The sequence below is a fragment of the Xanthomonas sp. WHRI 6108 genome (genome assembly GCF_040202385.2).
Lineage (GTDB): Bacteria > Pseudomonadota > Gammaproteobacteria > Xanthomonadales > Xanthomonadaceae > Xanthomonas > Xanthomonas arboricola.
Window position 1 is genome coordinate 1450513 of sequence record NZ_CP168198.1, and the last position, 24102, is coordinate 1474614.

Consider the following 24102-nt stretch of genomic DNA (forward strand, 5'->3'; position numbering starts at 1 on the left):
GCTTGGCACGCTGTTCGGCGCTCGCCGCGCAAAGACCCGCGTGTGCGTGGTGCATTGCATAAACCGCCTGCTGTTTTGGGACTCTTTCGCCTTGGGAAAAGCTAAGATCGAAACTTGTGCAAAGTCGGAGGCGCTAATGATCGATCGTCGTACCTTTCTTGCCACGGGTGTGGTGGCCGCCGCCAGCTTCAGCGCCTCGGCAGCTCGCATCGCGCAAACATCACGCGCCAGCAGCCCCGCGCCGTGGGGCGCGGTGCCCAGCGCGCGACAGCTGCGCTGGCATCGGTGGGAGCAATACGCCTTCGTGCATTTTGCGATGAACACCTTCACCGACAAGGAATGGGGCTACGGCGACGAGGATCCGCGCAAATTCGATCCCAGCGATTTTTCAGCCGATCAAATTGTTGCTGCTGCCAAGGCCGGCAATCTGAAAGGGCTCATTTTCACGGCCAAGCATCACGATGGGTTTTGTCTTTGGCCGACGCGCCTGACCGAGCATTGCATCCGGAACTCGCCCTACAAGAATGGCAACGGTGACATCGTCGGCGAGATGGCAGCGGCGTGTCGACGCGCTGGCCTGGCGTTCGGCATCTATCTCTCTCCCTGGGATCGCAATCATGCCGAATATGGGCGTCCCGGCTATCTCGACTATTTCCGCAAGCAGATCGTCGAACTCTGCACAGGCTATGGCGACCTGTTCGAGTTCTGGTTCGACGGCGCCAATGGCGGCGACGGCTACTACGGTGGAGCGCGCGAATCGCGCAAGATCGATGCGCCCGCTTACTACAACTGGCCACGGATGATCGAGCTGGTGCATCGGCACCAGCCGATGGCCTGCACCTTCGACCCGCTCGGCGCCGATATCCGCTGGGGCGGCAACGAGGACGGTATCGCTGGTGATCCGAGCTGGCCAACCATGCCCAATGCCCCGTATACCCAGGAAAACGGCAATTCCGGCGTGCGCGGCGGGGCGCTGTGGTGGCCGGCCGAAACCAACACCTCGATCCGCCCTGGCTGGTTCTACCATGCCGATGAAGACGGCAAGGTGCGCAGCCCGGAGAATCTGGTGCGCTATTTCGACACCTCGGTCGCGCGTGGCACCAACATGAACCTCAATCTTCCGCCCGACCGACGCGGCCGCATCCCCGACCACGACGTGGCGGTGCTGCAGAGTTTCGGCGACGCGATCCGCGCCAGCTTCGCCATCGATCTGGCCAAGGGTGCCAAGGCCAGTGCCAGCGCATCGCGCGGCCCCGGGTTTGAGCCGGCGCGCGTCCTCGACCGCCAGCCGGACAGCTACTGGTCCACGCCGAACGAGGTCACCACGCCGACGCTGACGCTGGAGTTGTCGGCGGTGCACAGCTTCGATCTGATCCGGCTGCGCGAGTATCTGCCGCTGGGCGTGCGCGTCACCCGCTTCGCGGTCGAAGCCGAGGTCGATGGGCAGTGGCGGCGGCTGGCCGAAGCGCAGTGCATCGGTGCACAGCGCATCGTGCGGCTGGACAGCCCGTTCGCCGCACGCCGGGTGCGCCTGGTCGTGCTGGAGGCACCGGTGTGCCCGGCGATCAGCGAATTCGCGCTGTTCCGCGCCGTTGCGCCCGTGCCGGTCGCGCGGCCGACCACGAACGCACCAGACGTGCTGTCCACCGCCGGCTGGCGAATCGTCGAGGCCAGCGCGCCAGGGGCGGACACGTTGCTCGACGACGATGCCAGCACGATCTGGATCACGCCCGCTCCCACGCCGGGCCATCCCGTACAGGCGACCATCGACCTTGGTGCGCTGCGGCAGGTTGCCGGCTTCAGCCTCACGCCCTCGCGCACGGTGATGAACGGTGCGGCGCCGCCTAGGGGCTATCGCGCTGAAACCAGCGAAGATGGGCAGCACTGGCAGCCGGCTGGCGCCGGCGAGCTGTCCAATATCGCTTATGCGCTCTCGACCCAGCGCCTGAATTTCCCCGAGGTCCGCCAGATCCGCTACCTGCGGCTGTCGTTCGCGGAGACGGCGGTGCCCGCCGACCGGTTGGCGATCGCGGGCATCGGTGCATTCTCGCGCTTGCGATGAGTCTTGCGCTCCCGCGCCGCCCTGCGCCGCGCGGGAGCACATCGTTGCGGTGATGCAGTGTCGCGGGCCTGAGATGGCTCAGGCGAAGCGATGGAGAGAGCAATCATGTGTTCGCATCACGTGGTGACCTGAATCTCGAACCGGGCTTGCACACCGCCGTCCCGGATGGCGCGCTATGGTGCGCGGCGCACGAGGCAAGCGATTCGGTTGGGTATGGAACAGAAACAGCAAGAGTGGATGCAGGCCGTGACCGAGGCGCTCAGCGACCTGCTGGCCGCACGCGTGGCGCAGGCCACGCTGCTGGAAGCGATGATGGTCTCGCATCCCGATCCGGTGATGCTGCGCAAGGCGTGGGACGAGCTGTCTTCCCAGCGCATCGCATATGTGGCGCAGAAAAAAGCGGTCGCCACCGATCCGCGGCCGATGGATGCCTACACGCTTGAGCAGTTCCAGGCATGGGAAGAAAAGCTCAGCCGCTACTTTCCGCGTGCGCCGGATGCAGGGAGCACGGATGCGTGAACCGGCCCGCCAGTGGTCCAGTCGCCGGGCGTAGCAGCGGTGGGCCGGGCGGGTGTGACCACTGCCTGTCGCCTGCGCACGCGGGCGCAGGCGACTGACTGTGCCGGGAGCCGGTCATGGCTCCCGGCATTGCGGCGCGCTCAGGTGGTGCCAATCTGGTCGTTGGTGATCACTGCAGCCGCTGCGAAGGCCTGCGTCAGGCCACCGATGCGCGCGGTTTGGCCTCGTCGGCCTCCAGGCGCAGGGTGGCAGCGGCGAGGCCGGGTGCGGTGGCCTGCAAGACGATGCTGCCGGCGCTGCGCGTGCTCTGCAGCAGGGCCGCACACAGTCCATTGAAGGCCTTGCGTTGCGGCGCCTTGTCGTCCTCATGGCTGGCGGGGTCGCCGTTGCCCACGCCGATCAACCGCGCAGGGCCGCGCAGCGCGAACTGCACCAGGTTGTCGGCGGTCGGCACCAGGCGGCCCTGCGCATCGACGATCTCCACCTTGACCACCGCCACGTCTTCGGCATCGGCGCGCACTGCATTGCGGTCGCAGCTCAGGCGGATCGCTGCCGGCTTGCCGGCCGTCTCGCGGCGTTCGCTGAGCACCAAGTTGCCGCCGCGATAGCCGCGTGCCTCGATCACGCCCGGTGCGTAGGCCACGCGCCATTCGACATGGCCGTAGGCCGGCACCTGCTGCAGGCCCTGGCTGACGCCGTTGACCAGCAGTTCCACCGCTTCGAGATTGCTGTGGCACCAGACCTGGACGCGGCCCTTGTCATCGGGCTGCAGCAAGCCGTCCCAGTTCCAGTGCGGGAACAGATGCAGCACCGGTTCGCTGGTCCATTGCGCGCGGTAGTACCAGTAGTTGTCCTTGGGAAACCCGCAGCTGTCGAGCACGCCGAACTGCGAGGCGACATTCGGCCAGCGGTTATAAGGCGTGGGTTCGCCGCGGTAATCGAAGCCGGTCCAGATGAAGCCACCAGCGATATACGGGCGCTGCGCGACATAGCTCCACCAGGCTTCGGCGGTGCTGGCCCACCATGGGTGGTCGGTGTCGTAGGCGCGGGTGTAGCCGCGCGCGTCGTCGCGCTGGTAGTTACCGCGCACCGACACGGTGCTGCCGGTTTCGCTGCCGTAGATCGGAATGTGCGGATACTGCGCGTGGAAGCCATCCATCTGGCTGGTGCGGTAGTTGAAACCGACCACATCGACGACCTGGCCGACGCCATCGCCAAAGCCCTTGTCCATGGCGAAGGTGGTGGGGCGGGTGGGATCGAGCTGGCGCACGCGTTGCTGCATGCGGCTGACGATGCGCGCGCCGCGCTCGGTGACCTGCTGCGGCTCTTCGTTGCCGAGCGACCACAGGATCACGCTGGGATGATTGCGCCCGCGCCGCACCATCGTCTCCAGCTCGCCCATCGCCTCGGGGTCGGTGGACATGCGGCGGGTTTCCTCGATCACGAACATGCCGAGCCGGTCGCACAGCGCGAGCAGTTCGGGTGCGGCCGGATTGTGCGAGCTGCGGTACGCGTTGCAGCCCATCGACTTGAGCTGGCGCAGGCGCCATTCGTGCAGGCTGTCGGGGATGGCGGTGCCGACGCCGGCATGGTCCTGGTGGTTGTTGGTGCCGTGCAGCTTGAGCGGCGTACCGTTCAACAGGAAGCCGCGCTGTGCATCGAAGACGGCCGTGCGCACGCCGAATGGAGTGACCAGCGCATCGACCGCCTTGCCATCGCTGTGCACGCTGGTGGTCAGGCGGTAGAGCTGCGGGGTGTCGATCGACCATAGCGCCGCTTCGCCGAGCGGCAGGGTCTGTTCGACGAGGTGCACCTGGCCGGGTGCAACGGTGACCGCGGTACTGGCTGCCTGTGCGACGACGCGTCCATCCGGCGCGGTCACGCGCGCCTGCACCGTGCACTGGCGCGGGGCGCTGCCGTCGTTGCGCACCTCGGTGGACAGCTGCGCGGTGGCGGTGGTGCCTTGCAGCGTGCTGCGCACGAACACGCCGTCCTGCGGCAGGTGCAGCGGCTCGGTCTTGTGCAACCACAGATGGCGATAGATGCCGGCGCCTTCGTAGAACCAGCCTTCGCCCAGCGTGGCATCCACGCGCACCGCAATCAGGTTGGGCTTGCCATAGTCGAGCACCTCGCTGAGGTCGACCTCGAACCCGCAATAGCCGCTGGCATTGCGCCCGACGATGTGGCCATTGCAGAACACGATGCAGTCGCGGAACACGCCGTCGAACACCAGGCTGATGCGCTTGCCTAGATCGTCTGCGGGAATTTGCAGCACGCGGCGATACCAGCCGACGCTGGTCTCCGGAAAGCTCGTGCCCAGTGGCTTGTAGCCGTGCGCGGCGGCCGGATCTTCCTCGGTGATGGTGGCCGAGATCGGTTCCTGCCGGAAGGGCAGGGTGACGGCCCAGTCGTGCGGCAGATCCAGCAGTTCCCAGCCACTGTCGTCGAAGGCGAGTTGCGCGGCGGTGGCGGTGTCCTTGCCGGCCTTGGCGAAGCTGCGCTGGAAGGTACCGAACTCGAAGTCGCGCGATGGGTCGCTGGCATGGCCCAGATGGAAGCGCCAGCCGAAGTCGAACAGCAGCCGTTCGCGCGGTGCCAGGGCTGCATCGCCAAACGCGGCAAGCGGCGTGGCGCTATTACCTGCAGCTGGTGCTGCAGCGGCAATGCTGGGCAGCAACGCACCGGCCGTACCGACCGGAAGTGCGGCGCTTACGCCGCTGGCGAGCATGCCGCGCAGCAGTTCGCGGCGATTGATGCCGGTCATGGCTGGGTCCTCTTGTCGGTATCCGCAGCGTTGCCTTGTGTGCCCGCAGCAGGCTTGCTTGTCGTTGCAGGTACGCCGGTATACGGATGGCGCATGAAGTCGATCGCCGGCAGCACTTCATTGGCGTGCTTGAAGTCGAAGAAGCTGGCGTTTTCCCACGACGAGCCGGTGCCCCAGCGTGTCTTGCAGCTGCTGCTGGTCCATGCCGGCTCCCAGTACACGACGCCGGCGCCGCCGGTGTCGATCACCAGCTGGGTGAGATCGACCATGTAGCGGAACTGGCCCTGCGGCGTGGCCGGGTAGCCGGGAATCAGCGAGTCTTGGCCGAGCAGATTGTGCGAGGTGTCGCCGGAGTCCAGCGTCCACGGATAGGCGGTTTCCACCACCACTACGTCGGCATCAAAGCGGCCGCGCAGGCGCTTGATGGTCTTGCCCAGCTCGGCCATCGACTGGGTCGACCACTTGCGGTAGTAGCTGATGCCGATCAGATCGTAGTCGGTGACGCCGGCCTTGGTCGCGGCGGCAAACCACGGTTCCACATTCTCCGGCTGGGCGATATGCAGCATCACCCGCGGCTTGATCGCCGAGCGTGCGCCGATATCGCGTACCGCCTTGATGCCGGCGTTGAACAGCTTGGCGTTGCGCTGCCAGTCGATGGGGCGCTTTTTGTCCCACGGCTTGCTGTCCATCAGATCGGAATTGCTTTCGTTGCCCACCTGCACCAGCTCCGGCATTAGGCCGGCACGGTCGAGCGCGCTGAGCGTGTCATAGGTGAAGCCGTACAGCGTGCGTGCCAGTTCATCGGTATCGGTGATGCTGGCCCAGGCCTTGGGAATCAGCTGTTTTTCGCCGTCGGCCCAGTCGTCGGAATAGTGCAGGTCCAGCAGCACCTGCATGCCTTGCGCGCGTGCGCGTGCGATGGTCTTCTTGACGTCGGACAGGTCGCTGTAGCGGGTCCAGCGGGCATCGTTCCACAACCGCACGCGCACCAGATTGGCGCCGTGCGCATGGAACAGTTCGAACGGGTCCTTGACCACGCCGTTCTCGCGGTATTGCACACCGCATTCCTCCATCTCGTTGACGTAGGACAGGTCCGCGCCCAGATACAGCGTGGCGGGGGCCGGGGCGGCGTGTGCGAAGGTGGAGATGGCCAGCGCGAGCAGCGCGGGCGTCCAGAGGCGGCGTGTGGAGCGCATGCAATTCCTCGACAGATGAAACGCGGAGCGGGTGACAGCCTGCCGCATGCGGCGGTGCCGTCGTGCGGGCGGTGCGCGCAATCACAACGTCAGTGACGTAGGCGATTGCGCACACCGCGCGCAGTGGTGGAGCAGGCGTGCAACAGAGGTGTCAGCGGTGCTTTAGAACTTGTAGGTCGCTTCCAGCGCGTAGCGACGGCCGAACACCTGATAGCCGCCGTCGTCCTGGTTGGCCAGACGGTTGGGCTTGTTGTCGGTGTAGGCGCGCAGCGGTTCGTTGGTGAGGTTGCCGGCCTGGAAGCGGAAACCGAGCTGCTTGCTGTACTGCCAGTTCAGGCTCAGATCCACCGTGCCTTCGCTCTGCAGTCGTGCCAGCCGCGCCGCATTCCAGCCGTACACCACGGTGTAGGGGCTGTGGTATTTGTAACCCACGCGCGCTTCGAAGCTGCCGTTGCTGTACCACAGGTCGAAGGTGCCGGTCTTGCGTGCCAGCCCGCTTAGCGGCAGCGGGTTGTCTTCCGGCGAGAATTCCTTGAGGTTGGAATCGACCAGCGAGAAGTTGGAGTAGACGCCGAAGTTTTCCATGTGCGGGATGAAGTAGAACGGCGTCTGGAAGGTGAGTTCCACACCGTTGATATGCCCGCCGCCGCCATTGAACGGCGCGCTGACCAGGTAATCCAGGCCGTTGATCACTTCGCGGTCGGTGCGGTAGCCGATGCTGGAATCCACTTCCTTGCGATACACCGCAATCGCCGCCAGCGCTTCCTTGTGGAAGTACCACTCGTAGGACAGGTCGACCTGGGTGGCCTTGAACGGATCCAGCTGCGGGTTGCCGCCGCTGCCGGTGAGCTGGCCGACGGTGACGTTGGGGTCGTCCAGGCGCCGGCCGGTGCGCAACTCGTCCAGCGGCGGACGTGCGATGACCTTGGCCACCGCAAAGCGCAGGATGCGTTGATCGTCGATCAGGAAGTTGACGGTGGCACTGGGCAACACGTCGGTATATTCCTTGCTGTCGCTGCTGGCCTGCACGGTGGTGCCGACCGAATCGAAGCCGTCGCTGGTGGTCTTGGTGTTGACCAGGCGCACGCCGATGTTGCCGGTGACATCGGTGCCGAACAGCTGCGAGCTGAACACCGCCTTGGCGAAGGCTTCGCGCACGTCTTCCTTGACGTTCCAGTGGTCGAGCAACTGCTCGTCGAGCGTGGCCGGGTCGAATCCGCCGAAGCCGATCTGGGCGATGGCATCCATGTTGCCGCCGGTCAGCGTGGGCACGTTCAAGTCCGGCATGGTCACCGGATAGATCAGGCCCTGGTACGCCGAGATCGGTTGGTCGTAACCGGACTGGTTGCTGATGAAGCGGCGGTTCTGCTTCTCGCGGCGCGCGGCGCGTGCGCCGAATTCCAGCGAGGTGAACGCCGCGGCATCGACCGGGCGGCTGGCGTTGAGCGCCAGCGCGGCGATCTTGTCGCGCAGCCCCTGCGGCTCGGTCTGGCCGGCAATGCCCCACTCGGGCGTGTCCGAGCTGGTGCTGATGGTGGGGGTGACGCTGCGGCGGAAATCGAACGAGACGGTGTCAGGGTTGCTGCCGAAGCGCACCGCCTGCCAGGTGTTGTCGCGTTTGGCCTGCGAGAACGACAGGTCGCTGCCCAGCGTCCACACATCGCCGCTCCACTTGGCGTTGAGGCCGCCGGCGGTGAGCGTCTTGACCTCGTTGTAGTGACTGACCACATGGTCGACCTGCAGGTTCGAGTTGGCCAGCGTGCCGGCCACCACGTCGCCATCGACGATGGTGTAGGACGAGCCTGGCGTGGTGTACGGATTGGCGCCGGTCGAGAAGGTGCTGTAGGCCAGCCCGTTGAACCAGTTCTGCAACTGGTCCTCGTCGATCTCGATACGCGAATACAGGCCGTCGAACTTCAACTCGAAGTTGCCCGAGCGCCATTGCACCGTGCCCATCGCACCGGTGCGGGTCTGCTCGGTGAGCTTGAGCTGGTCGGCCGCGCCCCACGGGGTCGGGTCCACGCGGCCGTCGCCGTCCACATCACGCGAGGTGGTGGCATCGGTATAGCCCCAGCTGCCGATCGAGGAGTTGGAGTTCTTCTGTTTCTGGTAGGTGGCACCCAGCGCAACCGCGAGGTTGTCGTTGATCTGGTGCACCCAGCTGGCACCAAAGCGGCTGCCCCACGGGGAATAGCCGTCCACGTCCTTGGCGTGGTCGTAGAACACCGGGCCGGCAGTGCCGACAAAGCCCGGGCCGGTGTAGTCCAGCGGGCTGATGGTGGAGATGTCCACCGTCGCGGCAAGGCCGCCGGCGACCAGGTCCGCCGACTGGGTCTTGTAGACCTTGACGGTGGAGACGATCTCGGTGGGAAACACTTCCCAGCGCACGGCACGATTAGGCTCGGAGGAGGCGATTTCGCGCCCGTTGACGGTGCCCATGGTCATGCGCGGGCCAAGGCCGCGCACGGTCGCCAGGCTCTCGTTGCCGCGGTCGCGGGTGCCGTTGACGCCGGGCAGGCGCACCAGCGCTTCGGCGACGGTGACATTGGGCATCTGGCCCATGTTGTCGGCGGAGATCACTTCCATAACGTGATCGGACATCTGCTTGGCCTGCACCGCCTGATTCAGGCTGGCGCGCTGGCCGATCACGGTGATGTTGTCGAGCGTGACCGGCGGCGCAGCCGTGGTGGTGGCATCAGTGGCCGGCGGCGCGGCAGGCGCGCTGTCCTGTGCGTGCGCACTGAACGCGGTGGCCAGCACACAGGCGATGGTGGTGCAGAGAACGTCGCGCACGGGGGTGCGGCGCAGGCGCATGCGCCGGCTGGCCGGGTGGCCGGTGTGGTGAACGGGCATCGTTTGATCCCTCCCAGGACAAAGTTACCGAATGAAATAGTGGCCGCTGGTGCGGCGCTGTGGCGCGGCTGCGCGTTGGCGTGTCCAACGCGGGCATGGCGGTTGCTGCGGTGTGGAGCTGATTGATCGCTTGCGTGACGCTGCGACGATGGTCGATCGCCTTGACGTCCCCCTGTCCTGCATGTGTCCGCTTCAGGGTAGAAGCGCAAGTCATTCCATTCCAATGAAGCATTTTGCGGGAGCTATCTCGCGTTGGAATGCTGCAGTGCAGCGGTAGCGTCTGCCCGGTCACAGTTGCGGTGTGCGTGGCCTGTACCGCGGACCAAGGTTGCCTGGTCGGCGCGACGGACCAGGGTTCTGCACTAGCGCGGGTGGGCAGATAACCGGGGCAATGCCGGAAAGGCGCGCTGCACGCAGTCGTTGCGTTCGCAGGTCAGGCAACCCGGGCCGATCGGCACCGCATCGTCCACCGCGTCCAGGTCCCAGCCGCGCGCATACACCAGTTGATCGGCATGGCGCAGGTCGCAGCCCATCGCCAACGCAAAGGTCTTGCGCGGGCGGCCGTAGCCGGGCGCGCCGCTGCTGACCTGGCGCGCCAGCCAGAAGTAGCGCCGGCCATCGGGCATGCGCGCGATCTGGGTCAGGATGCGGTCGGGCTGGTTGAAGGCCTCGTAGACGATCCACAGCGGGCAGGCGCCGCCGACATGCGAGAAGTGGAAATCTGTGGCCGAGTGGCGCTTGGACACGTTGCCGGCACGATCGACCCGCATGAAGAAGATCGGCAGCCCGGCCGCACCGCGCCGCTGCAAGGTGCTGAGCCGGTGGCAGACCGCCTCGAAGCCGACGCCGAAGCGATCGGCCAGCCATTCGATGTCGTAGCGCGAGCGTTGGGCGCTGCGCAGGAATTGGCCATACGGCATCACCAGCGCGCCGGCGAAATAGTTCGACAGCCCGATCCGTGACAACGCGATACGCTCGGCATCTTCGAAGCCGGCGTCGGCGATGCGTGCGTCGAGCAAGGGCGCGCATTCCAGCAAGGCCAGTTGCGCGGCCATCTGGAAGGCCTGCTGACCAGGGCGCAGATGCGCGGGCAGCCATAGCACGCGCGCCTGCGTATCCACACTGCGCTTGTCGCTGTGCAGATCGGGCGCGTCCTGCACCAGCAGGCCGTGGCGATCGGCCAGGCGTTGGCGCAGCCGCAGCGGCAGGTTGTCCGAGGTCAGGCCGAGTTCGGCATACAGCGCCTCGGCGCGCTCATCCAGTTCCGGCAGATAGTTGTGCGCGCGGTTGAAGTAATCGCGCACCTGCTCGCCCGGCGACAGCGAGGGCAGTGCGGCGTGGTCGGCGCCGATCTGTATTTCCAGTGCGGCGGTGCGCTCGAGCAGGTGCTGGTGGGCGCGGTGCAGGTCTAGCAGGGCCTGGGCCACCTGCGGCAGGTTGCCGGTGAGCACGCGCAGCTCGGCGGCCGAGAGGCTGTGGCCCAGGCTGCGCAGCGATTCGTCCAGCGGCTCGACCAGCGCGGCGGGGTCGTCCAGGTCGAGCAGGCCGTCCAGATCGCCCAGGGTGGCCTTGAGCCGCTGCTGGATTGCCAGGGTCAGGGGGCGCTGGTTGCGCTCGATCTGGTTGAGATAACTCGGCGACAGCCCGAGCCGGCGCGCCAGCTCCGCCTGGGTCAGGCCGTGGCGCTGGCGCAGCCGCTGCAGGCGCAGGCCGAGCTGGTGGCGGAGCGGGAGGGACGACTGCGGCATTCGCAAGATTCGCAAAATAGTGGCGGCAGCTTAGCGCGATTAAGCAGTCTCGGGCTGGGAATGCCAGGTCCCGGTGCGAACAATGCGAAGTATCCGTAGCGACCTTCTGCGAGCGACCCTGCAATGAGTGATTCCGTCCCGCGCGTTCCCCTGTTGATCGACGGCCAGTTCGTCACCTCCGCCAGCACCCACTGGCAGGACGTGGTCAACCCGGCCGATCAGTCGGTGCTGGCACAGGTGCCGTTCGCCACCACCGGCGAAGTGGCCGCGGCGGTGGCGGCGGCCAGCCAGGCCTTCGTGAGCTGGCGCAAGACCCCGATCGGCACGCGTGCGCGCATCTTCCTCAAATACCAGCAGCTGATCCGCGAGCACATGCCCGAGCTGGCCGCGCTGCTCAGCGCCGAGCAGGGCAAGACCCTGGCCGATGCCGAAGGCGATGTGTTCCGCGGGCTGGAAGTGGTGGAACACGCCGCGGCGATCGGCAACCTGCAGTTGGGCGAGTTGGCCAACAACGTCGCCAACGGCGTGGACACCTATAGCCTGCTGCAGCCGCTGGGCGTGTGCGCGGGCATCACCCCATTCAACTTCCCGGCGATGATTCCGTTGTGGATGTTTCCGATGGCCATCGCCACCGGCAACACCTTCGTGCTCAAGCCATCCGAGCAGGACCCGATGGTAACCATGCGGCTGGTGGAATTGGCGCTGGAGGCGGGCATTCCCAAGGGCGTGCTTAATGTCGTGCACGGCGGCGAAGACGTGGTCAACGCGTTGTGCGACCACCCGGACATCAAGGCGCTGTCGTTTGTCGGGTCGACCCGGGTCGGCACGCACGTCTATCGGCGCGCCTCGCTGGCAGGCAAGCGCGTGCAATGCATGATGGGTGCGAAAAACCATGCCGTGGTGCTGCCGGACGCCAATCAGGAGCAGACGCTCAATGCGATGGTCGGCGCCGCCTTCGGTGCGGCCGGCCAGCGCTGCATGGCGGCGTCCACGCTGGTGCTGGTGGGCGAGGCGCGGCAATGGATTCCGGCGCTGGTGGCCAAGGCCAAGGGCCTGACCCTGGGCGCGGGCAATGCGCCGGGCACCGAGGTCGGGCCGCTGATCTCCTGCGCGGCGCGCGAGCGTGTGGAAGGCTTGATCGCCTCCGGCGTCGAGCAGGGCGCCACACTGGAACTGGATGGGCGCGCGCCCAGCGTGCCGGGCTTCGAGCAGGGCAACTTCGTCGGCCCGACGATCTTCTCCGGCGTGCGGCCGGGCATGCGCATCTACGACGAGGAAATCTTCGGCCCGGTGCTGGTGATCCTGGAGGCGGCCACGCTGGACGAGGCCATCGCCCTGGTCAATGCCAACCCCAATGGCAATGGCACCGCCTTGTTCACCCAGTCCGGTGCGGCGGCGCGGCGTTTTCAGGAAGACATCGACGTGGGCCAGGTCGGCATCAACGTGCCGATCCCGGTGCCGGTGCCGCTGTTCTCGTTCACCGGGTCGCGTGCCTCCAAGCTCGGCGACCTGGGCCCGTACGGCAAGCAGGTGGTGATGTTCTACACCCAGACCAAGACCGTGACCGCGCGCTGGTTCGACGATGAAACGCTGGGCCACGGCGTCAACACCACCATCTCCCTCAAGTGACACGATCGCCATGAATGCAGCCATCCAGCTACACGCCAATACAGCCGATTTGAATGACGAGCAGGAAGCCTTCCGCGCTGCCGCGCGCGACTTTGCCGACAAGGAACTCGCACCGCACGCCGCGCAGTGGGATGCGGAAAGCCACTTCCCGCGCGAGGCGATCGCCAAGGCGGCCGAGCTGGGATTCTGCGGGCTGTACACCGATGAAGGCGTGGGCGGCCTGGGCATGCGCCGGCTCGATGCCGCGGTGGTGTTCGAGGAACTCGCCACGGTCGATCCATCCACCTCGGCGTTCATCAGCATCCACAACATGGCCACCTGGTTGATCGCCAGTTACGGCAACGACGCGGTGCGCGCGCAGTGGGGCGAGGCGATGACCAGCGGCGCCAAGCTGGGCTCGTACTGCCTCACCGAGCCGGGTGCCGGCTCGGACGCGGCCTCGCTCAAGACGCGTGCACAGCGCGACGGCGACAGCTACCTGCTCAACGGCAGCAAGGCCTTCATCTCCGGCGCGGGCGCCACCGATGTGCTGGTGGTGATGGCCCGCACCGGCGACGACGGCGCGCGCGGCATCAGCGCCTTCGTGGTGCCCGCCGATGCGCCCGGCATCAGCTACGGCCGCAAGGAAGAGAAAATGGGCTGGAACAGCCAGCCCACGCGCGGGGTGAGCTTCGAGAACGTGCGCATTCCGGCCGGCAATCTGCTGGGCAAGGAAGGCGAAGGTTTCAAGATGGCGATGAAGGCGCTGGACGGCGGCCGCATCAATATTGCCGCCTGCTCGTTGGGAGCGGCGCAAGGCGCGCTGGATGCCGCCCGCCGCTACATGGGCGAGCGCCGGCAGTTCGGCAAGAAGCTGGCCGATTTCCAGGCGCTGCAATTCAAACTGGCCGACATGGCCACGCAACTGGTGGCCGCGCGGCAGATGGTGCACACCGCTGCGCGCAAGCTCGATGCCGGCAGCCACGATGCCACCGTGTGGTGCGCGATGGCCAAGCGCTTTGCCACCGACGCCGGCTTTGCGATCTGCGACGATGCCTTGCAGATCCACGGCGGCTACGGCTATATCCGCGAGTATCCGATCGAGCGCCTGCTGCGCGACAGCCGCGTGCACCGCATCCTGGAAGGCACCAACGAGGTGATGCGCATGATCATTGCGCGCCACCTGCTCAACGGTGAGGAGGAATTGCGATGAGCGATTGGGCAACGCGCACGCATACCGGCTTGCAGGTCGAACGCGACGGCCATGTTGCCATCGTCACCCTGCGCAATCCGCCGGCCAACACCTGGACCGTGCACAGTCTTGCAGCCTTGCGCGATCTGGTCCGCGCGCTGGATGCGGACCGCAGCATCTACGCGCTGGTGATCACTGGCGACGGCGAGAAGTTCTTCAGTGCCGGCGCCGATCTCAAGCAGTTTGCCGATGGCGACAAGGCTGCTGCACGGGAGGCCGCGCGGCGCTTCGGCGAAGCCTTCGAAGCCTTGAGCGCGTTTCGCGGCGTGTCGATCGCCGCCATCAACGGCTATGCGATGGGTGGTGGCCTGGAGTGCGCGCTGGCCTGCGATCTGCGCATTGCCGAGCAGCACGCGCAACTGGCTTTGCCGGAAGCCAGCGTCGGCTTGTTGCCGTGCGCCGGCGGCACCCAGAACCTGCCGCGCCTGGTCGGCGAGGGCTGGGCCAAGCGCATGATCCTGCTCGGCGAGCGTCTGGATGCCGCCACCGCGCACCGCATCGGCCTGGTGGAAGAGGTGGTGGGCACGGGCGAGTCGCGCGCGCTGGCCATTGCCTGGGCACAGCGCGCCGGCAAGCAGAGTCCGGCCAGCGTTGCGGCGTGCAAGCGCCTGGTGCAGTCCACCCGCCACGGCACGCATGCCGCCGCGCTGGTGGCAGAGCGCGAAGCCTTCGTCGACCTGTTCGAGCAGGCGGATCAGGCCGAGGGAGTGGCGGCCTTTCTCGAGAAGCGCGCACCGCAATGGAGCAATGGCTGATGCTGGATGTGAGCCTCCCCGAAGAAGCCCCGGTGCTGTTCGAACAACGCGATTGCGCCGACGGGCATCGCATCGGTATCGCCACCTTGAATGCGCCCAGGACGCTCAACGGCCTGTCCCTGCAGATGACGCGCCTGCTGGATGCACAGTTGCGCATCTGGGCCGACGATACACAGATTGCCTGCGTGGTGCTGCGTGGCGCAGGCGAGAAGGCGTTCTGCGCGGGTGGCGATCTGCATGGTCTGTACCAGAGCATGCGCGCGCATCGCGAGGCGGTGCCGGATGCGCAGCAACGTCGCGCGCAACCGCAGGGCAATGCGCACGCCGCTGCGTTCTTCGAAGAGGAATATCGGCTCGACCATCGCATCCACACTTACCCGAAGCCGCTGCTGTGCTGGGGCCACGGCATCGTCATGGGCGGCGGCATCGGCCTGATGTCCGGCGCCAGCCATCGTGTGGTCACCGAGCGCTCGCGGCTGGCGATGCCGGAGATCAGTGTCGGCCTGTTTCCCGACGTGGGTGGCAGCTGGTTGTTGCGCCGCGTGCCGCACAGCGCCGGATTGTTCCTGGCACTGACCGGCGCGCCGCTGGACGCCAGCGATGCCATTTATGCCGGGCTTGCGGATGTGCGCCTGGAGCATGCGCAATACGCGGCAGTGCTGGACGCCCTGGACGCGCATGCCTGGACAGGCGATGCCGATGAGGATCGCGCCCAGCTCGGCGCATTCCTGCACGGGATTGCGCAACCGCTGGAGCCGGGCCCGCTGCAGGTGCATGCGGCGCTGATCGCGCAAGTGGTGGCAGGCCAGACGCTGCAGGAGGTGGTCGCCGCAATCCTGGCACTGCAAAGCGAAGATGCCTGGCTGCAGGCCGCGCGTGCAACGCTGGCGGCCGGCGCCCCCGGCTCGGCGCGCCTGGCCTGGGAGCTGCAACGTCACCCGGGCACCGGCACGCTGGCCGACACCTTTCGCACCGAGTACGTGGTGGCGCTGCATGCCGCCGCGCATGGCGACTTCGCCGAAGGCATTCGCGCGCTGTTGATCGACAAGGACCGCACGCCGCAGTGGCAGCCTGCCGCGCTCGAACAGGCCGACGCGCAATGGGCGGCGGCATTCCTGCAATCGCCCTGGCCGCCTGCACGGCATCCGCTTGCCGATCTTGGTGCAGGTTGAGTCGCTGACGCGGGAGTGCAAACGGTCGGCGGATGCGTGCGCTGAGCAGCATGCGCATTGCAGGACCGAGGGACGCCACTGCGCCCGTTTGCCGCGCTGCGCTGCGGCCGGGCACACCATTCAACGGCCGCGCCAGTTGGTGATGGCCGCCCAACCCTGGAAAACCACACCATGAGCAAGATCGCTTTTATCGGCCTGGGCAATATGGGCGGGCCGATGGCCGCCAACCTGAGCAAGGCCGGGCACCAGCTGCGGGTGTTCGATCTGGTGCCCGCTGCGCTGGACGCGGCAGTCGCTGCCGGCGCGCATGCCGCCAGCTCCGCACACGACACCCTGGCCGACGCCGAGATCGTGATCTCGATGCTGCCGGCCAGCCGCCATGTCGAAGCGCTGTACCTGGGCGAGGCCGGGATTCTGGCGCAGATTCCCGAAGGCGCCCTGGTGATCGATTGCAGCACCATCGCACCCGCCAGCGCACGCAAGCTCGCCGCCGAGGCGCAGGCGCGTGGCCTGGCGGTGCTGGATGCGCCGGTCTCCGGCGGCACGGCGGGTGCGGCGGCAGGCAGCCTGACGTTTATCGTCGGCGGCGCCGCGCAGGTATTGGAGCGCGCGCGGCCGGTGTTGCAGGCAATGGGCAAGAACATCTTCCACGTTGGCGACAACGGCGCCGGCCAGGTCGCCAAACTGTGCAACAACATGGCGCTGGGCGTGATCATGGCCGCCACCGGCGAGGCGCTGGCGCTCGGCGTTGCGCAGGGGCTGGACCCGGCGGTGCTGTCGCAGATGATGGCGGTCAGCACCGGGCGCAGCTGGGCCACCGAAGTGTGCAATCCGTGGCCGGGCGTGTTGCCCAGCGCGCCGGCATCGCGCGGTTACAGCGGCGGCTTCGGCAACGATCTGATGCTCAAGGACCTGGGGCTGGTCGCCGAATCCGCAGTGCAGGCGGGCGTGTCGATTCCGCTCGGCGAGCTTGCGCGCAATCTGTACGCGATGAACAGCCAGGCCGGTAACGGTGCGCTGGATTTCTCCAGCGTGATCAAGCTGGTGGCCAAGGTTTGAGAGCGGCTGACAGGGAGGGGTAGTCGGAGTGGCACTTCGCATCCGTCTGGAGAGTTGATCGAACTGGGGGCATCGGCGGTAGAGCGAATGATCTGCGGCTTGGCTGCAGGGCCCTTGCCCGCCCACCCTCGCAGGACACGCCGCAAGTACGTCCATGTAGGCTCTTACGCGGCATCCATGCCGCGTAAGGTCCCGCGACGGTGGGCGGGCAAGGACCAGTCGAGTTGATCGGTGTGCATGTTTTTTCAATAACACAGCCAGCAAACTGTCTGATGCGGTGCGGGCACCGCGCACTCGACGCTGTGGTTTTGCTGCAGGGCCCTTGCCCGCCCACCATCGCAGGACACACCGCAAGTACGTCCATGTAGGCTCTTACGCGGCATCCATGCCGCGTAAGGTCCCGCGACGGTGGGCGGGCAAGGACCAGTCACGATGGTCGGTATGCATGGTTGCAAGCAGGGGTAGGTGGTGCATGCAGCGCAGCCGTCCGGCGAGGTGCGGTCTGATCGGCTTCTTTCTATCCGAACAATGTCACTGCCAATACGACATCACTCCACCCGCTAACGAAAGCGAGGGTGGCCGACGCGTTGTCGCCATCGCTGCGGCGTTTGAGAGGTTCTGTTGGCCGCTCCAAGTCGCTACCCGCCCTGGGCAACAAGGTGCAGCGCCGCGCTCGCGTGATGTGATGTCATCACGCCCGGGTGTAATAGTCTCCGCCATCGCGTGCGCCTAAGGTGCGCGCATTGCACGAGGCCACCGCATCCATGGGACACGACCACAACCACGCACCCAGCGACATCCGCCACGAGACACCGCTGTGGTGGGCGCTAGGACTGACCGCCACGTTCCTGCTGGCGGAAGTCATAGGTGCGTTCATCACCAACAGCCTGGCGCTGCTGTCCGACGCCGCACATATGGCCACCGACACCGTCGGCCTGATGATCGCCCTGCTTGCCGTGCGCCTGAGCCGTCGTCCTGCCGATGCGCGCCGCACCTATGGCTATGTGCGGCTGGAAGCGCTCGGCGCGCTGGCGAACGGCGCGCTGTTGTTCGCAGTCGGCGCCTACATTCTCTGGGAGGCCGCGCAGCGCTTCCGCGCACCGCAGGATATTTCCTCCAGCGGCATGCTGCTGATCGCCGGCTTCGGCCTGGTGATCAATCTGATCGCCATGAAGTTGCTGCACGCCGGCAGCGGCGAGAGCCTGAACGTCAAGGGGGCCTATCTGGAGGTCTGGAGCGACATGCTTGGCTCGGTGGCGGTGATCATCGGCGCACTGCTGATCCGCTGGGCCGGTTGGCAGTGGATCGACCCGGTGCTGGCCGTGCTGATCGGCCTGTGGGTGCTGCCGCGCACCTGGGTGCTGCTGCGCGAGGCGATCAACGTGCTGCTAGAAGGCGTGCCCAAAGGCATCGATCTGCCGCAGGTGCAGCAGGCGCTGAGCAGCTACCCCGGCGTCGAAGACGTGCACGACCTGCATGTCTGGGCACTGGCCTCCAGCACGCCCGCGCTCACCGCACACGTGGTGGTCAGCGAAACCACCGACCGCGACCGCCTGCGCGACGCCCTCGCCGAGCTGCTGCACGCGCGTTTCGAGATCACCCACGTCACCCTGCAGGTGGAGAGTGGCGACTGCGGCACCGAGCCGTGTGGCGCGGCCCCGGCCGCGCAAGGCGCCGCGCATGACGATCACCGTGGTCACGCGCATTCGCACGGCGGCCACGCGCACTAAGCGGACCACGCCGCCAATAGGCTTATTGCCTGACTGGCGGTGGCATGGCGTTGCCTGGAGCAGCGCCCAGCCAGGTCATCGGGTCCGATCCAGGGGAGAACCGTCCTGCTTCCTGGCTGCCGCCCAGGTCGTATGATCGAGCCGGGGAAGACTGCGAGGCCGGCGGCGCGATGGCGGTACAGATCGAACAACGCAACGAACGCATCGCCGCGCTGATCGCCGAGGCGGGCGCGGCAGCATCGGCCGGGCAATGGCAACAGGCCGAGCAATTGTGGACACAGGTGCGCCAGTTGGCGCCGACGCACCCGCAGGCCTTGTACAGCCTGGGCGTGCACGCCTACCAGCGCGGCGATGCAACGGCGGCGCTGGAATACCTGGCAGGCGCACGCGCAAGCAGCCCGGGCGATCCGATGATCGTGCTGACCATTGCGGTGGTGAAGCAGGCGCAAGGCGATGTGGATGGCGAATGGCAGGCCATCAGCGCGGCGCTGGCGCTGGATGCGTACTTCCTGCCCGGGCTGCTGGCAAAGGCCGCATTCCTGCAGGCACGCGGCCGTCCGCGCGCCGCCGCTAGTGTCTATCGCGATGCGCTGAAGGTCGCGCCGCCGGAGCCGCAATGGCCTGCGGTGTTGCGTCGCAAGCTGGCCCTGGCCACGCAGGCGGTGGAGCAGGACACGCTTGAGCTGGAGGCGCAATTGCGCGCCGTCCTGGACGCTCCTGGCATCGCCGTGGACGCCGCACTCGCAGGACGCTGGGCGGAAGCGGCCGCGATCGCATGCGGGCGCAGTCGCCCGTTCCATTCCCACTCCAACCGCTTGTACATCCCGCGACTGCCAGCCCTGCCGTTTCACCCGCCGGACGCGTTTCCCTGGATCGCTGCAGTACAGCGTCACACCGCGGCGATCGCGCAGGAACTGCGCGCCGTCATGCACGAGGACAAGGGCGGCTTTGCGCCGTACATCGCCTACGCGCCGGACCAGCCGGTCAATCAGTGGAAGGACCTCAACCATTCGCCGGCATGGAGTTCCTATCCGTTGTGGGCACATGGACAGCCGGTGGATGAACATCTGCGGCAGTGCCCGGCAACCGCCGCCGCGTTGGCATTGGTCGATGCGGCGCAGATCGACGGCGTGTGCCCGAACGCGATGTTTTCGGTGCTTGCGCCGCAGACGGTCATTCCGCCGCACCACGGCGAGACCAACGCACGTCTGGTGGCGCATCTTCCGTTGATCGTGCCCGAGGGCTGCAGCTTCCGGGTCGGTTACGACTGGCGGCAGTGGGAGGTCGGCAAGGTACTGGTGTTCGACGACTCGATCGAGCATGAGGCGCGCAACGCGAGCGCGCAGCAGCGTGCGGTGCTGATCTTCGATGTCTGGAACCCGCTGCTGAGCCAGGAGGAGCGGCAGATGGTCAATGCCATGGAGACGGCGATTGCGCGCCACCGTGCGGGATGAGGTGGTGCCGGTAGTCGGCCGGTTCAGTCCGCAGGCATGATGCCGAACCGGGCAAGTGTGTCGCGCAGCGGAGCAAGCTGGGTCGCGTAGGGTTTCCAGCGTCCGGACGCATCGCCATGCAGGGGTTGGCGCACCTGCCAGTAGCTGGCTGTTTTGACGGCTCCAGGCGCCTTGTGGAAATCCAGGCAATCCGGTTCCCAGGGCAACTGCAAAAAGTCCAGCAGTGCGCGCAGGCTGGGCTCCGGCGCGGCGACAAAGGCGTCGTAGTCGAACGTGTGGATGCTGTCCGGATACAGCGACAGCCAATGCGCCATCAGTCGCTGGTAGGCGGCATAGAAATGCCCGATGTCCTCCAGCCGGCCCGCATAGTCAAAGCGTTGCGGATTGAGCTGCTGCATGAAGATCGACAGCCCGTTGTCCAGCGGGTGACGACGTGTGTGCACGATCCTGGCCGCCGGAAACAGCTGTTTGATCAGCCCGATCAGCAGAAAGTTGTCGGGGCGCTTGTCGGTGATGTAGCGCAGTTGCGCGTGATGGGGAACGGCCGCAGCCACGCGTCGACGATAGGCCGCGGCCAGCTGCGCCAGCGTGTGCGAGGACAGATGCTGCGCGGCTTGCGGGAACGGCGACAGCGACTGTGCGACCAGTCGCGGCAACGCATCCAGTTCGCCCCCTGCAGCAATGCACGAGTGGCGCGACAAGGCCTGTTCGATCAAGGTGGAGCCGGAGCGGAACATGCCGCAGATAAACAGTGCCGGCACCGCGTCGCCGACAGCATCCATGGGCGGTGGCTGGCGCGCGTCGCTTGCATCGGCAAATACCGCAGCGATGCTGTCGAACTGCTGTTGTGTGCGGATCGGGTCGTAGCGCCGCGCATGTGCATGGCCATGCCGGTTGGCGGCACTGGCCGCAGCGAATGCCTGGCTGTGCAGGCCGAGGCGGTCATAGGCATGGGCCACTGCATGCAGCAGCGTGGCCGTCAACGCAGGATCCTGCCCCGCGACCGAGCCTGCCTGCGCAAGTGCAAGCAGGCGTGTGTCCTGCGCATGCGTGGGAGGATCCAGGTGCAGCAGGCGTGCGGTGGCTTGCAGCTGCAGCGCCCGTGTCTGGGCATCGACAGGAGGACTGGCGAGCAGTCGGCGATAGGCGGCGACCGCCTGGTCGCGTGCGCCCAGCTCTTCCTGCAGGTTGCCCAGATTGAGCAAGGCCGGGGCGTAGTCCGGCCGGCACTGCAGTGCCAGATCAAGTTCCTTCAGCGCTGCCGCCTCCTGATGTAGATGGTCGCTCAGCAACGCGGCGCGATTGAGATGGATTTGCTCCGGCAGCGCGGCACCGTGCTGCAATGCCTGCGCATAAGCGTCCAGTGCGGCGGATGCCTCACCGGTCTGGCGCAGCAGATATCCCAGGTTGTACCAGGCATCGGCGCATCGGGGCTGCGCCTGCAGGATGCGGCGGTAAGCGGCGATCGCCTGCGCCAGATGGCCTTGTTGCAGTAAGCGTGCGGCGTGCTGCAAGGACGGGTCCAAGGCGTTTTCCAGGCATTCTTGCAGCGGGTGGGAGACCTGCAGCTTAGGCGGCGCCGTCGGTGCGTTCAATCGGCCCGTGGCGGACGGTGATGAGCGGTCTTTCCTGTGTGCGCCGCTTGCCTTGTATGCTCTGCTGCAATCGACGAGTGAAGATGCGCGCATGCACAAGCGAGTGGTGTGGGGGCTGACGGTGTTGAGCTGCGCCTGGGCGGCATCGGCGCAGGACGTGCCGACGCATCGCTGCGCCGCAGTACTCGATCCCTTGCCGCGGCTGGCCTGCTATGACGCCAGCTTCCCGCCAACGCAGGCGGTGCGGGCGGCGGAGGCGGACAGGGCAGTCAGGGCATTCGGCCGCAGCAGCCAACAGGCCTCGGCAGCGACAGGCGCGCAGCAGTCAGCGCCTGCGCAACTCACCGCGAAGGTGCTTGCAGTGGCGTATCAGCCAGACGGTACGCGCATCGTGTCGCTGGACAGTCGCCAGCGTTGGGCGCTGACGGAAGCGACCAGCCGCGGGCCGCTGGCCGAGGGCGAGGTCGTGGTGATCCGCAAGGCCGCAATGGGAAGCTACATGCTGGTCACCGCTGCCGGTGTGGCGCTACGCGCCCGCCGTATCGACTAGCCAGGCCAACGACGGCATCGCAACAGACAGAAGAGAACGAATGACTGAGAGACAGCTGCGCGCACTGTTGCACAACGGGTATCAACTGTTGCGTCAGGGACGTTATGCCGAGGCCGCCGTGTTCGCCGACCGCGCCTGCGCAGAGCAGCCTGGCAATGCGCATCTGCTGGAGCTTGCCAGCGAAGCCCGGCTGGCCAACGGCGATCCGCAGGCCGCAGCCGACCGCATCGCACAGGCCGCGGCGGTTGCAACGTCACCGCTCCCGCTATTGATCAAATACGCCAGTTTGCTGCTGCAGCTGCGTCGCCGCCGCGAGGCCCGGCTCGTCGCCGGCCAGGCACAGGCGCTGGCCGCCGCCGACGGCGCTGCATGGTGGCGGATCGGCGCGCTGTACAGCGGCTGCCACGAGGTGGCGGCCGCCCGTGATGCGTATTGGCATGCGATGACATTGCTGGGAGAACAGCCCGGCTTGCTGTATGACCTCGCCACCATGCAGTTCTTTGGTGGCGAATTCGATGCGGCTGAGCGCACCCTGGAGCGGCTATTGCAACTGGCACCCGGCACGGGCGATGCCCTGTACCTGCGCGCCACGCTCCGGCGTCAGACCGGGCAGCACAACCACCTGGACGATCTGCGTCACCGCTTGACCACGCTGTCGGAACCGTCCGCCCGAGCGGCCGGCCTATACGCCCTGAGCAAGGAGCTGGAGGACCTGGGCCAGCATGCGGAGTCGTTCGAGACATTGACCGCAGCAGCGGCCTGCAAGCGCAAGACTTTGCAATACGACGTTGCTGCCGAGTGTGCGCATATCGCCCAGGTGCGCGAGGCGTACGGCCCGGCTGCCTTGCGCGCACTGCAGCCCGGTCATGCGGGCGAGGGGGCGATCTTCATCGTCGGTTTGCCACGCTCCGGCACCACCTTGCTGGAGCGCCTGCTGATCCAGCGCGGCGGTGCACGCTCGGCCGGGGAGCTGATGGATTTCGGTGCGTTGCTCGGCAGTGCGACCTCCGGCGTACTGTCGACCAATCCCGAACTGACCGCCGCCCAGGCATCGCTGCAGATCGATCTCGCGGCGCTTGGGCAGGAGTATCTGCGCGGTGCCCGTGAGCTGGTGCACGACCATCCGGTGTTCATCGACAAGATGCCGGTCAATTACCTGTATTGCGGCATGATTGCCGCCGCGCTGCCATGCGCACGCATCATCCATCTGGTGCGCGATCCGCTGGACACCTGTTATGCGATGTACAAGACCTTGTTCTACAACGCCTATCCGTTCTCGTACGCGCTCGATGAACTCGCGGATTACTACCTGGCCTACCAACAGACCATGCGGCACTGGCATGCGGTGCTGCCCGGCGCCATTCTTGACGTGCACTACGAAGAGTTGGTGCGCGACACCGACCAGCAGATCACGCGGGTGCTGAGCTGGTGCGGGCTAGCGCGCAGCGACACCATCGCCGAACTGGAGCATGTGCCGTTCGTGACTGCGAGCGCGGCGCAGGTGCGCGGCGATGTCCACCAACGCTCGGTGCATAGCTCTCGCCGGCATCTGGACGGACTGCTGCCGTTGTTGAGGCGACTTCAGGCAGCTGGCGTGATCGTGCCCGGCGTCGAAGCGTTGTAGCGATTGGCGCTGGCTGATCAACCGGTCCAGTCCTCCGAGTGAGCGCGCGGCCGGCTTGCGAGCGACGAGCGAACACACGTGGCGGCATCGAGCCCTACATCAGACACCGGCGGCATAGGGCCACTTTTCCCTGACTTCCGCACTGTTTTGGGGATTCGTCG

The 24102-nt window shown here is 66.5% G+C and carries 16 protein-coding genes; 11 read left to right on the forward strand and 5 right to left on the reverse strand.

Features of this window, described 5'->3' with window-relative positions; translation table 11 throughout:
• The first annotated feature begins 136 nt into the window (after window positions 1–136).
• Both ABQ039_RS06255 and ABQ039_RS06260 read left to right on the forward strand, forming a co-directional pair.
• A complete protein-coding gene (locus ABQ039_RS06255; RefSeq protein ID WP_349778548.1) occupies window positions 137–2062 on the forward strand; it encodes an alpha-L-fucosidase in 1926 nt (641 codons plus the stop codon).
• A gap of 165 nt (window positions 2063–2227) precedes the next feature.
• A complete protein-coding gene (locus ABQ039_RS06260) occupies window positions 2228–2581 on the forward strand; it encodes a hypothetical protein (RefSeq protein ID WP_024938054.1) in 354 nt (117 codons plus the stop codon).
• Between the two features lie 196 nt (window positions 2582–2777).
• Here the strand turns inward: ABQ039_RS06260 and galA are convergent, their stop codons facing one another.
• From galA to ABQ039_RS06280, 4 genes are all read right to left on the reverse strand, one after another.
• Window positions 2778–5345 (reverse strand): beta-galactosidase GalA, encoded by a 2568-nt coding sequence (gene galA, locus ABQ039_RS06265; protein ID WP_349778543.1) that lies wholly within the window; start codon window positions 5343–5345, stop codon window positions 2778–2780.
• Complete coding sequence (locus tag ABQ039_RS06270; protein WP_054590935.1) at window positions 5342–6541, reverse strand: arabinogalactan endo-1,4-beta-galactosidase; 1200 nt, start codon at window positions 6539–6541, stop codon at window positions 5342–5344. The genes galA and ABQ039_RS06270 overlap by 4 nt, the downstream gene beginning before the upstream one ends.
• A 162-nt stretch (window positions 6542–6703) precedes the next feature.
• On the reverse strand, window positions 6704–9394 hold the full coding sequence (locus tag ABQ039_RS06275; RefSeq protein ID WP_126965705.1) for a TonB-dependent receptor: 2691 nt from the start codon (window positions 9392–9394) through the stop codon (window positions 6704–6706).
• A gap of 362 nt (window positions 9395–9756) precedes the next feature.
• The gene (locus tag ABQ039_RS06280; RefSeq protein WP_102252527.1) at window positions 9757–11142 is read right to left on the reverse strand and encodes a short-chain fatty acyl-CoA regulator family protein; all 1386 of its coding nucleotides are present in this window, start codon (window positions 11140–11142) and stop codon (window positions 9757–9759) included.
• 123 nt (window positions 11143–11265) lie between these two features.
• Here ABQ039_RS06280 and ABQ039_RS06285 point away from each other — a divergent pair, with 123 nt between their 5' ends.
• The 7 genes from ABQ039_RS06285 to ABQ039_RS06315 all read left to right on the forward strand — a co-directional run bounded on the left by ABQ039_RS06285 (window position 11266) and on the right by ABQ039_RS06315 (window position 20172).
• Complete coding sequence (locus ABQ039_RS06285; protein WP_115510747.1) at window positions 11266–12771, forward strand: CoA-acylating methylmalonate-semialdehyde dehydrogenase; 1506 nt, start codon at window positions 11266–11268, stop codon at window positions 12769–12771.
• A 10-nt stretch (window positions 12772–12781) separates the two neighbouring features.
• Window positions 12782–13963 (forward strand): acyl-CoA dehydrogenase family protein, encoded by a 1182-nt coding sequence (locus tag ABQ039_RS06290; RefSeq protein ID WP_349778544.1) that lies wholly within the window; start codon window positions 12782–12784, stop codon window positions 13961–13963.
• Complete coding sequence (locus ABQ039_RS06295; protein WP_349778545.1) at window positions 13960–14757, forward strand: enoyl-CoA hydratase; 798 nt, start codon at window positions 13960–13962, stop codon at window positions 14755–14757. Before ABQ039_RS06290 ends, ABQ039_RS06295 begins: the two co-directional genes overlap by 4 nt.
• The gene (locus tag ABQ039_RS06300) at window positions 14742–15929 is read left to right on the forward strand and encodes an enoyl-CoA hydratase/isomerase family protein (RefSeq protein ID WP_349778546.1); all 1188 of its coding nucleotides are present in this window, start codon (window positions 14742–14744) and stop codon (window positions 15927–15929) included. Before ABQ039_RS06295 ends, ABQ039_RS06300 begins: the two co-directional genes overlap by 16 nt.
• A 156-nt stretch (window positions 15930–16085) precedes the next feature.
• Window positions 16086–16988: a 3-hydroxyisobutyrate dehydrogenase gene (gene mmsB / locus ABQ039_RS06305; RefSeq protein WP_181097777.1), complete on the forward strand. Its 903-nt coding sequence runs from the start codon at window positions 16086–16088 to the stop codon at window positions 16986–16988.
• 764 nt (window positions 16989–17752) lie between these two features.
• Window positions 17753–18718, forward strand: a complete 966-nt coding sequence (locus ABQ039_RS06310; RefSeq protein WP_349778443.1) for a cation diffusion facilitator family transporter — start codon at window positions 17753–17755, stop codon at window positions 18716–18718.
• A 170-nt stretch (window positions 18719–18888) separates the two neighbouring features.
• Window positions 18889–20172 carry an aspartyl/asparaginyl beta-hydroxylase domain-containing protein gene (locus ABQ039_RS06315; protein ID WP_349778444.1) on the forward strand — a complete coding sequence of 428 codons (1284 nt, stop codon included), beginning with the start codon at window positions 18889–18891 and terminating at the stop codon, window positions 20170–20172.
• A 23-nt stretch (window positions 20173–20195) separates the two neighbouring features.
• Here the strand turns inward: ABQ039_RS06315 and ABQ039_RS06320 are convergent, their stop codons facing one another.
• Complete coding sequence (locus ABQ039_RS06320; protein ID WP_184611042.1) at window positions 20196–21698, reverse strand: sulfotransferase; 1503 nt, start codon at window positions 21696–21698, stop codon at window positions 20196–20198.
• Between the two features lie 160 nt (window positions 21699–21858).
• On the opposite strand from ABQ039_RS06320, the gene ABQ039_RS06325 reads away from it, so the two are divergent.
• Together ABQ039_RS06325 and ABQ039_RS06330 are read left to right on the forward strand one after the other, a co-directional pair.
• Window positions 21859–22317: a hypothetical protein gene (locus ABQ039_RS06325; RefSeq protein WP_126965754.1), complete on the forward strand. Its 459-nt coding sequence runs from the start codon at window positions 21859–21861 to the stop codon at window positions 22315–22317.
• A gap of 40 nt (window positions 22318–22357) precedes the next feature.
• Window positions 22358–23941, forward strand: coding sequence for a sulfotransferase (locus ABQ039_RS06330; protein ID WP_184611039.1), 1584 nt, complete (start codon window positions 22358–22360; stop codon window positions 23939–23941).
• Window positions 23942–24102 lie beyond the last annotated feature (161 nt).

Bases quoted from the DNA above. Each gene is read 5' to 3' on its own strand.
- ABQ039_RS06255 (WP_349778548.1), top strand. From the start codon at position 137: ATGATCGATCGTCGTACCTTTCTTGCCACGGGTGTGGTGGCCGCCGCC.
- ABQ039_RS06260 (WP_024938054.1), top strand. From the start codon at position 2,228: ATGGCGCGCTATGGTGCGCGGCGCACGAGGCAAGCGATTCGGTTGGGT.
- galA (WP_349778543.1), bottom strand. From the start codon at position 5,345: ATGACCGGCATCAATCGCCGCGAACTGCTGCGCGGCATGCTCGCCAGC.
- ABQ039_RS06270 (WP_054590935.1), bottom strand. From the start codon at position 6,541: ATGCGCTCCACACGCCGCCTCTGGACGCCCGCGCTGCTCGCGCTGGCC.
- ABQ039_RS06275 (WP_126965705.1), bottom strand. From the start codon at position 9,394: ATGCCCGTTCACCACACCGGCCACCCGGCCAGCCGGCGCATGCGCCTG.
- ABQ039_RS06280 (WP_102252527.1), bottom strand. From the start codon at position 11,142: ATGCCGCAGTCGTCCCTCCCGCTCCGCCACCAGCTCGGCCTGCGCCTG.
- ABQ039_RS06285 (WP_115510747.1), top strand. From the start codon at position 11,266: ATGAGTGATTCCGTCCCGCGCGTTCCCCTGTTGATCGACGGCCAGTTC.
- ABQ039_RS06290 (WP_349778544.1), top strand. From the start codon at position 12,782: ATGAATGCAGCCATCCAGCTACACGCCAATACAGCCGATTTGAATGAC.
- ABQ039_RS06295 (WP_349778545.1), top strand. From the start codon at position 13,960: ATGAGCGATTGGGCAACGCGCACGCATACCGGCTTGCAGGTCGAACGC.
- ABQ039_RS06300 (WP_349778546.1), top strand. From the start codon at position 14,742: ATGGAGCAATGGCTGATGCTGGATGTGAGCCTCCCCGAAGAAGCCCCG.
- ABQ039_RS06310 (WP_349778443.1), top strand. From the start codon at position 17,753: ATGGGACACGACCACAACCACGCACCCAGCGACATCCGCCACGAGACA.
- ABQ039_RS06315 (WP_349778444.1), top strand. From the start codon at position 18,889: ATGGCGGTACAGATCGAACAACGCAACGAACGCATCGCCGCGCTGATC.
- ABQ039_RS06325 (WP_126965754.1), top strand. From the start codon at position 21,859: ATGCACAAGCGAGTGGTGTGGGGGCTGACGGTGTTGAGCTGCGCCTGG.
- ABQ039_RS06330 (WP_184611039.1), top strand. From the start codon at position 22,358: ATGACTGAGAGACAGCTGCGCGCACTGTTGCACAACGGGTATCAACTG.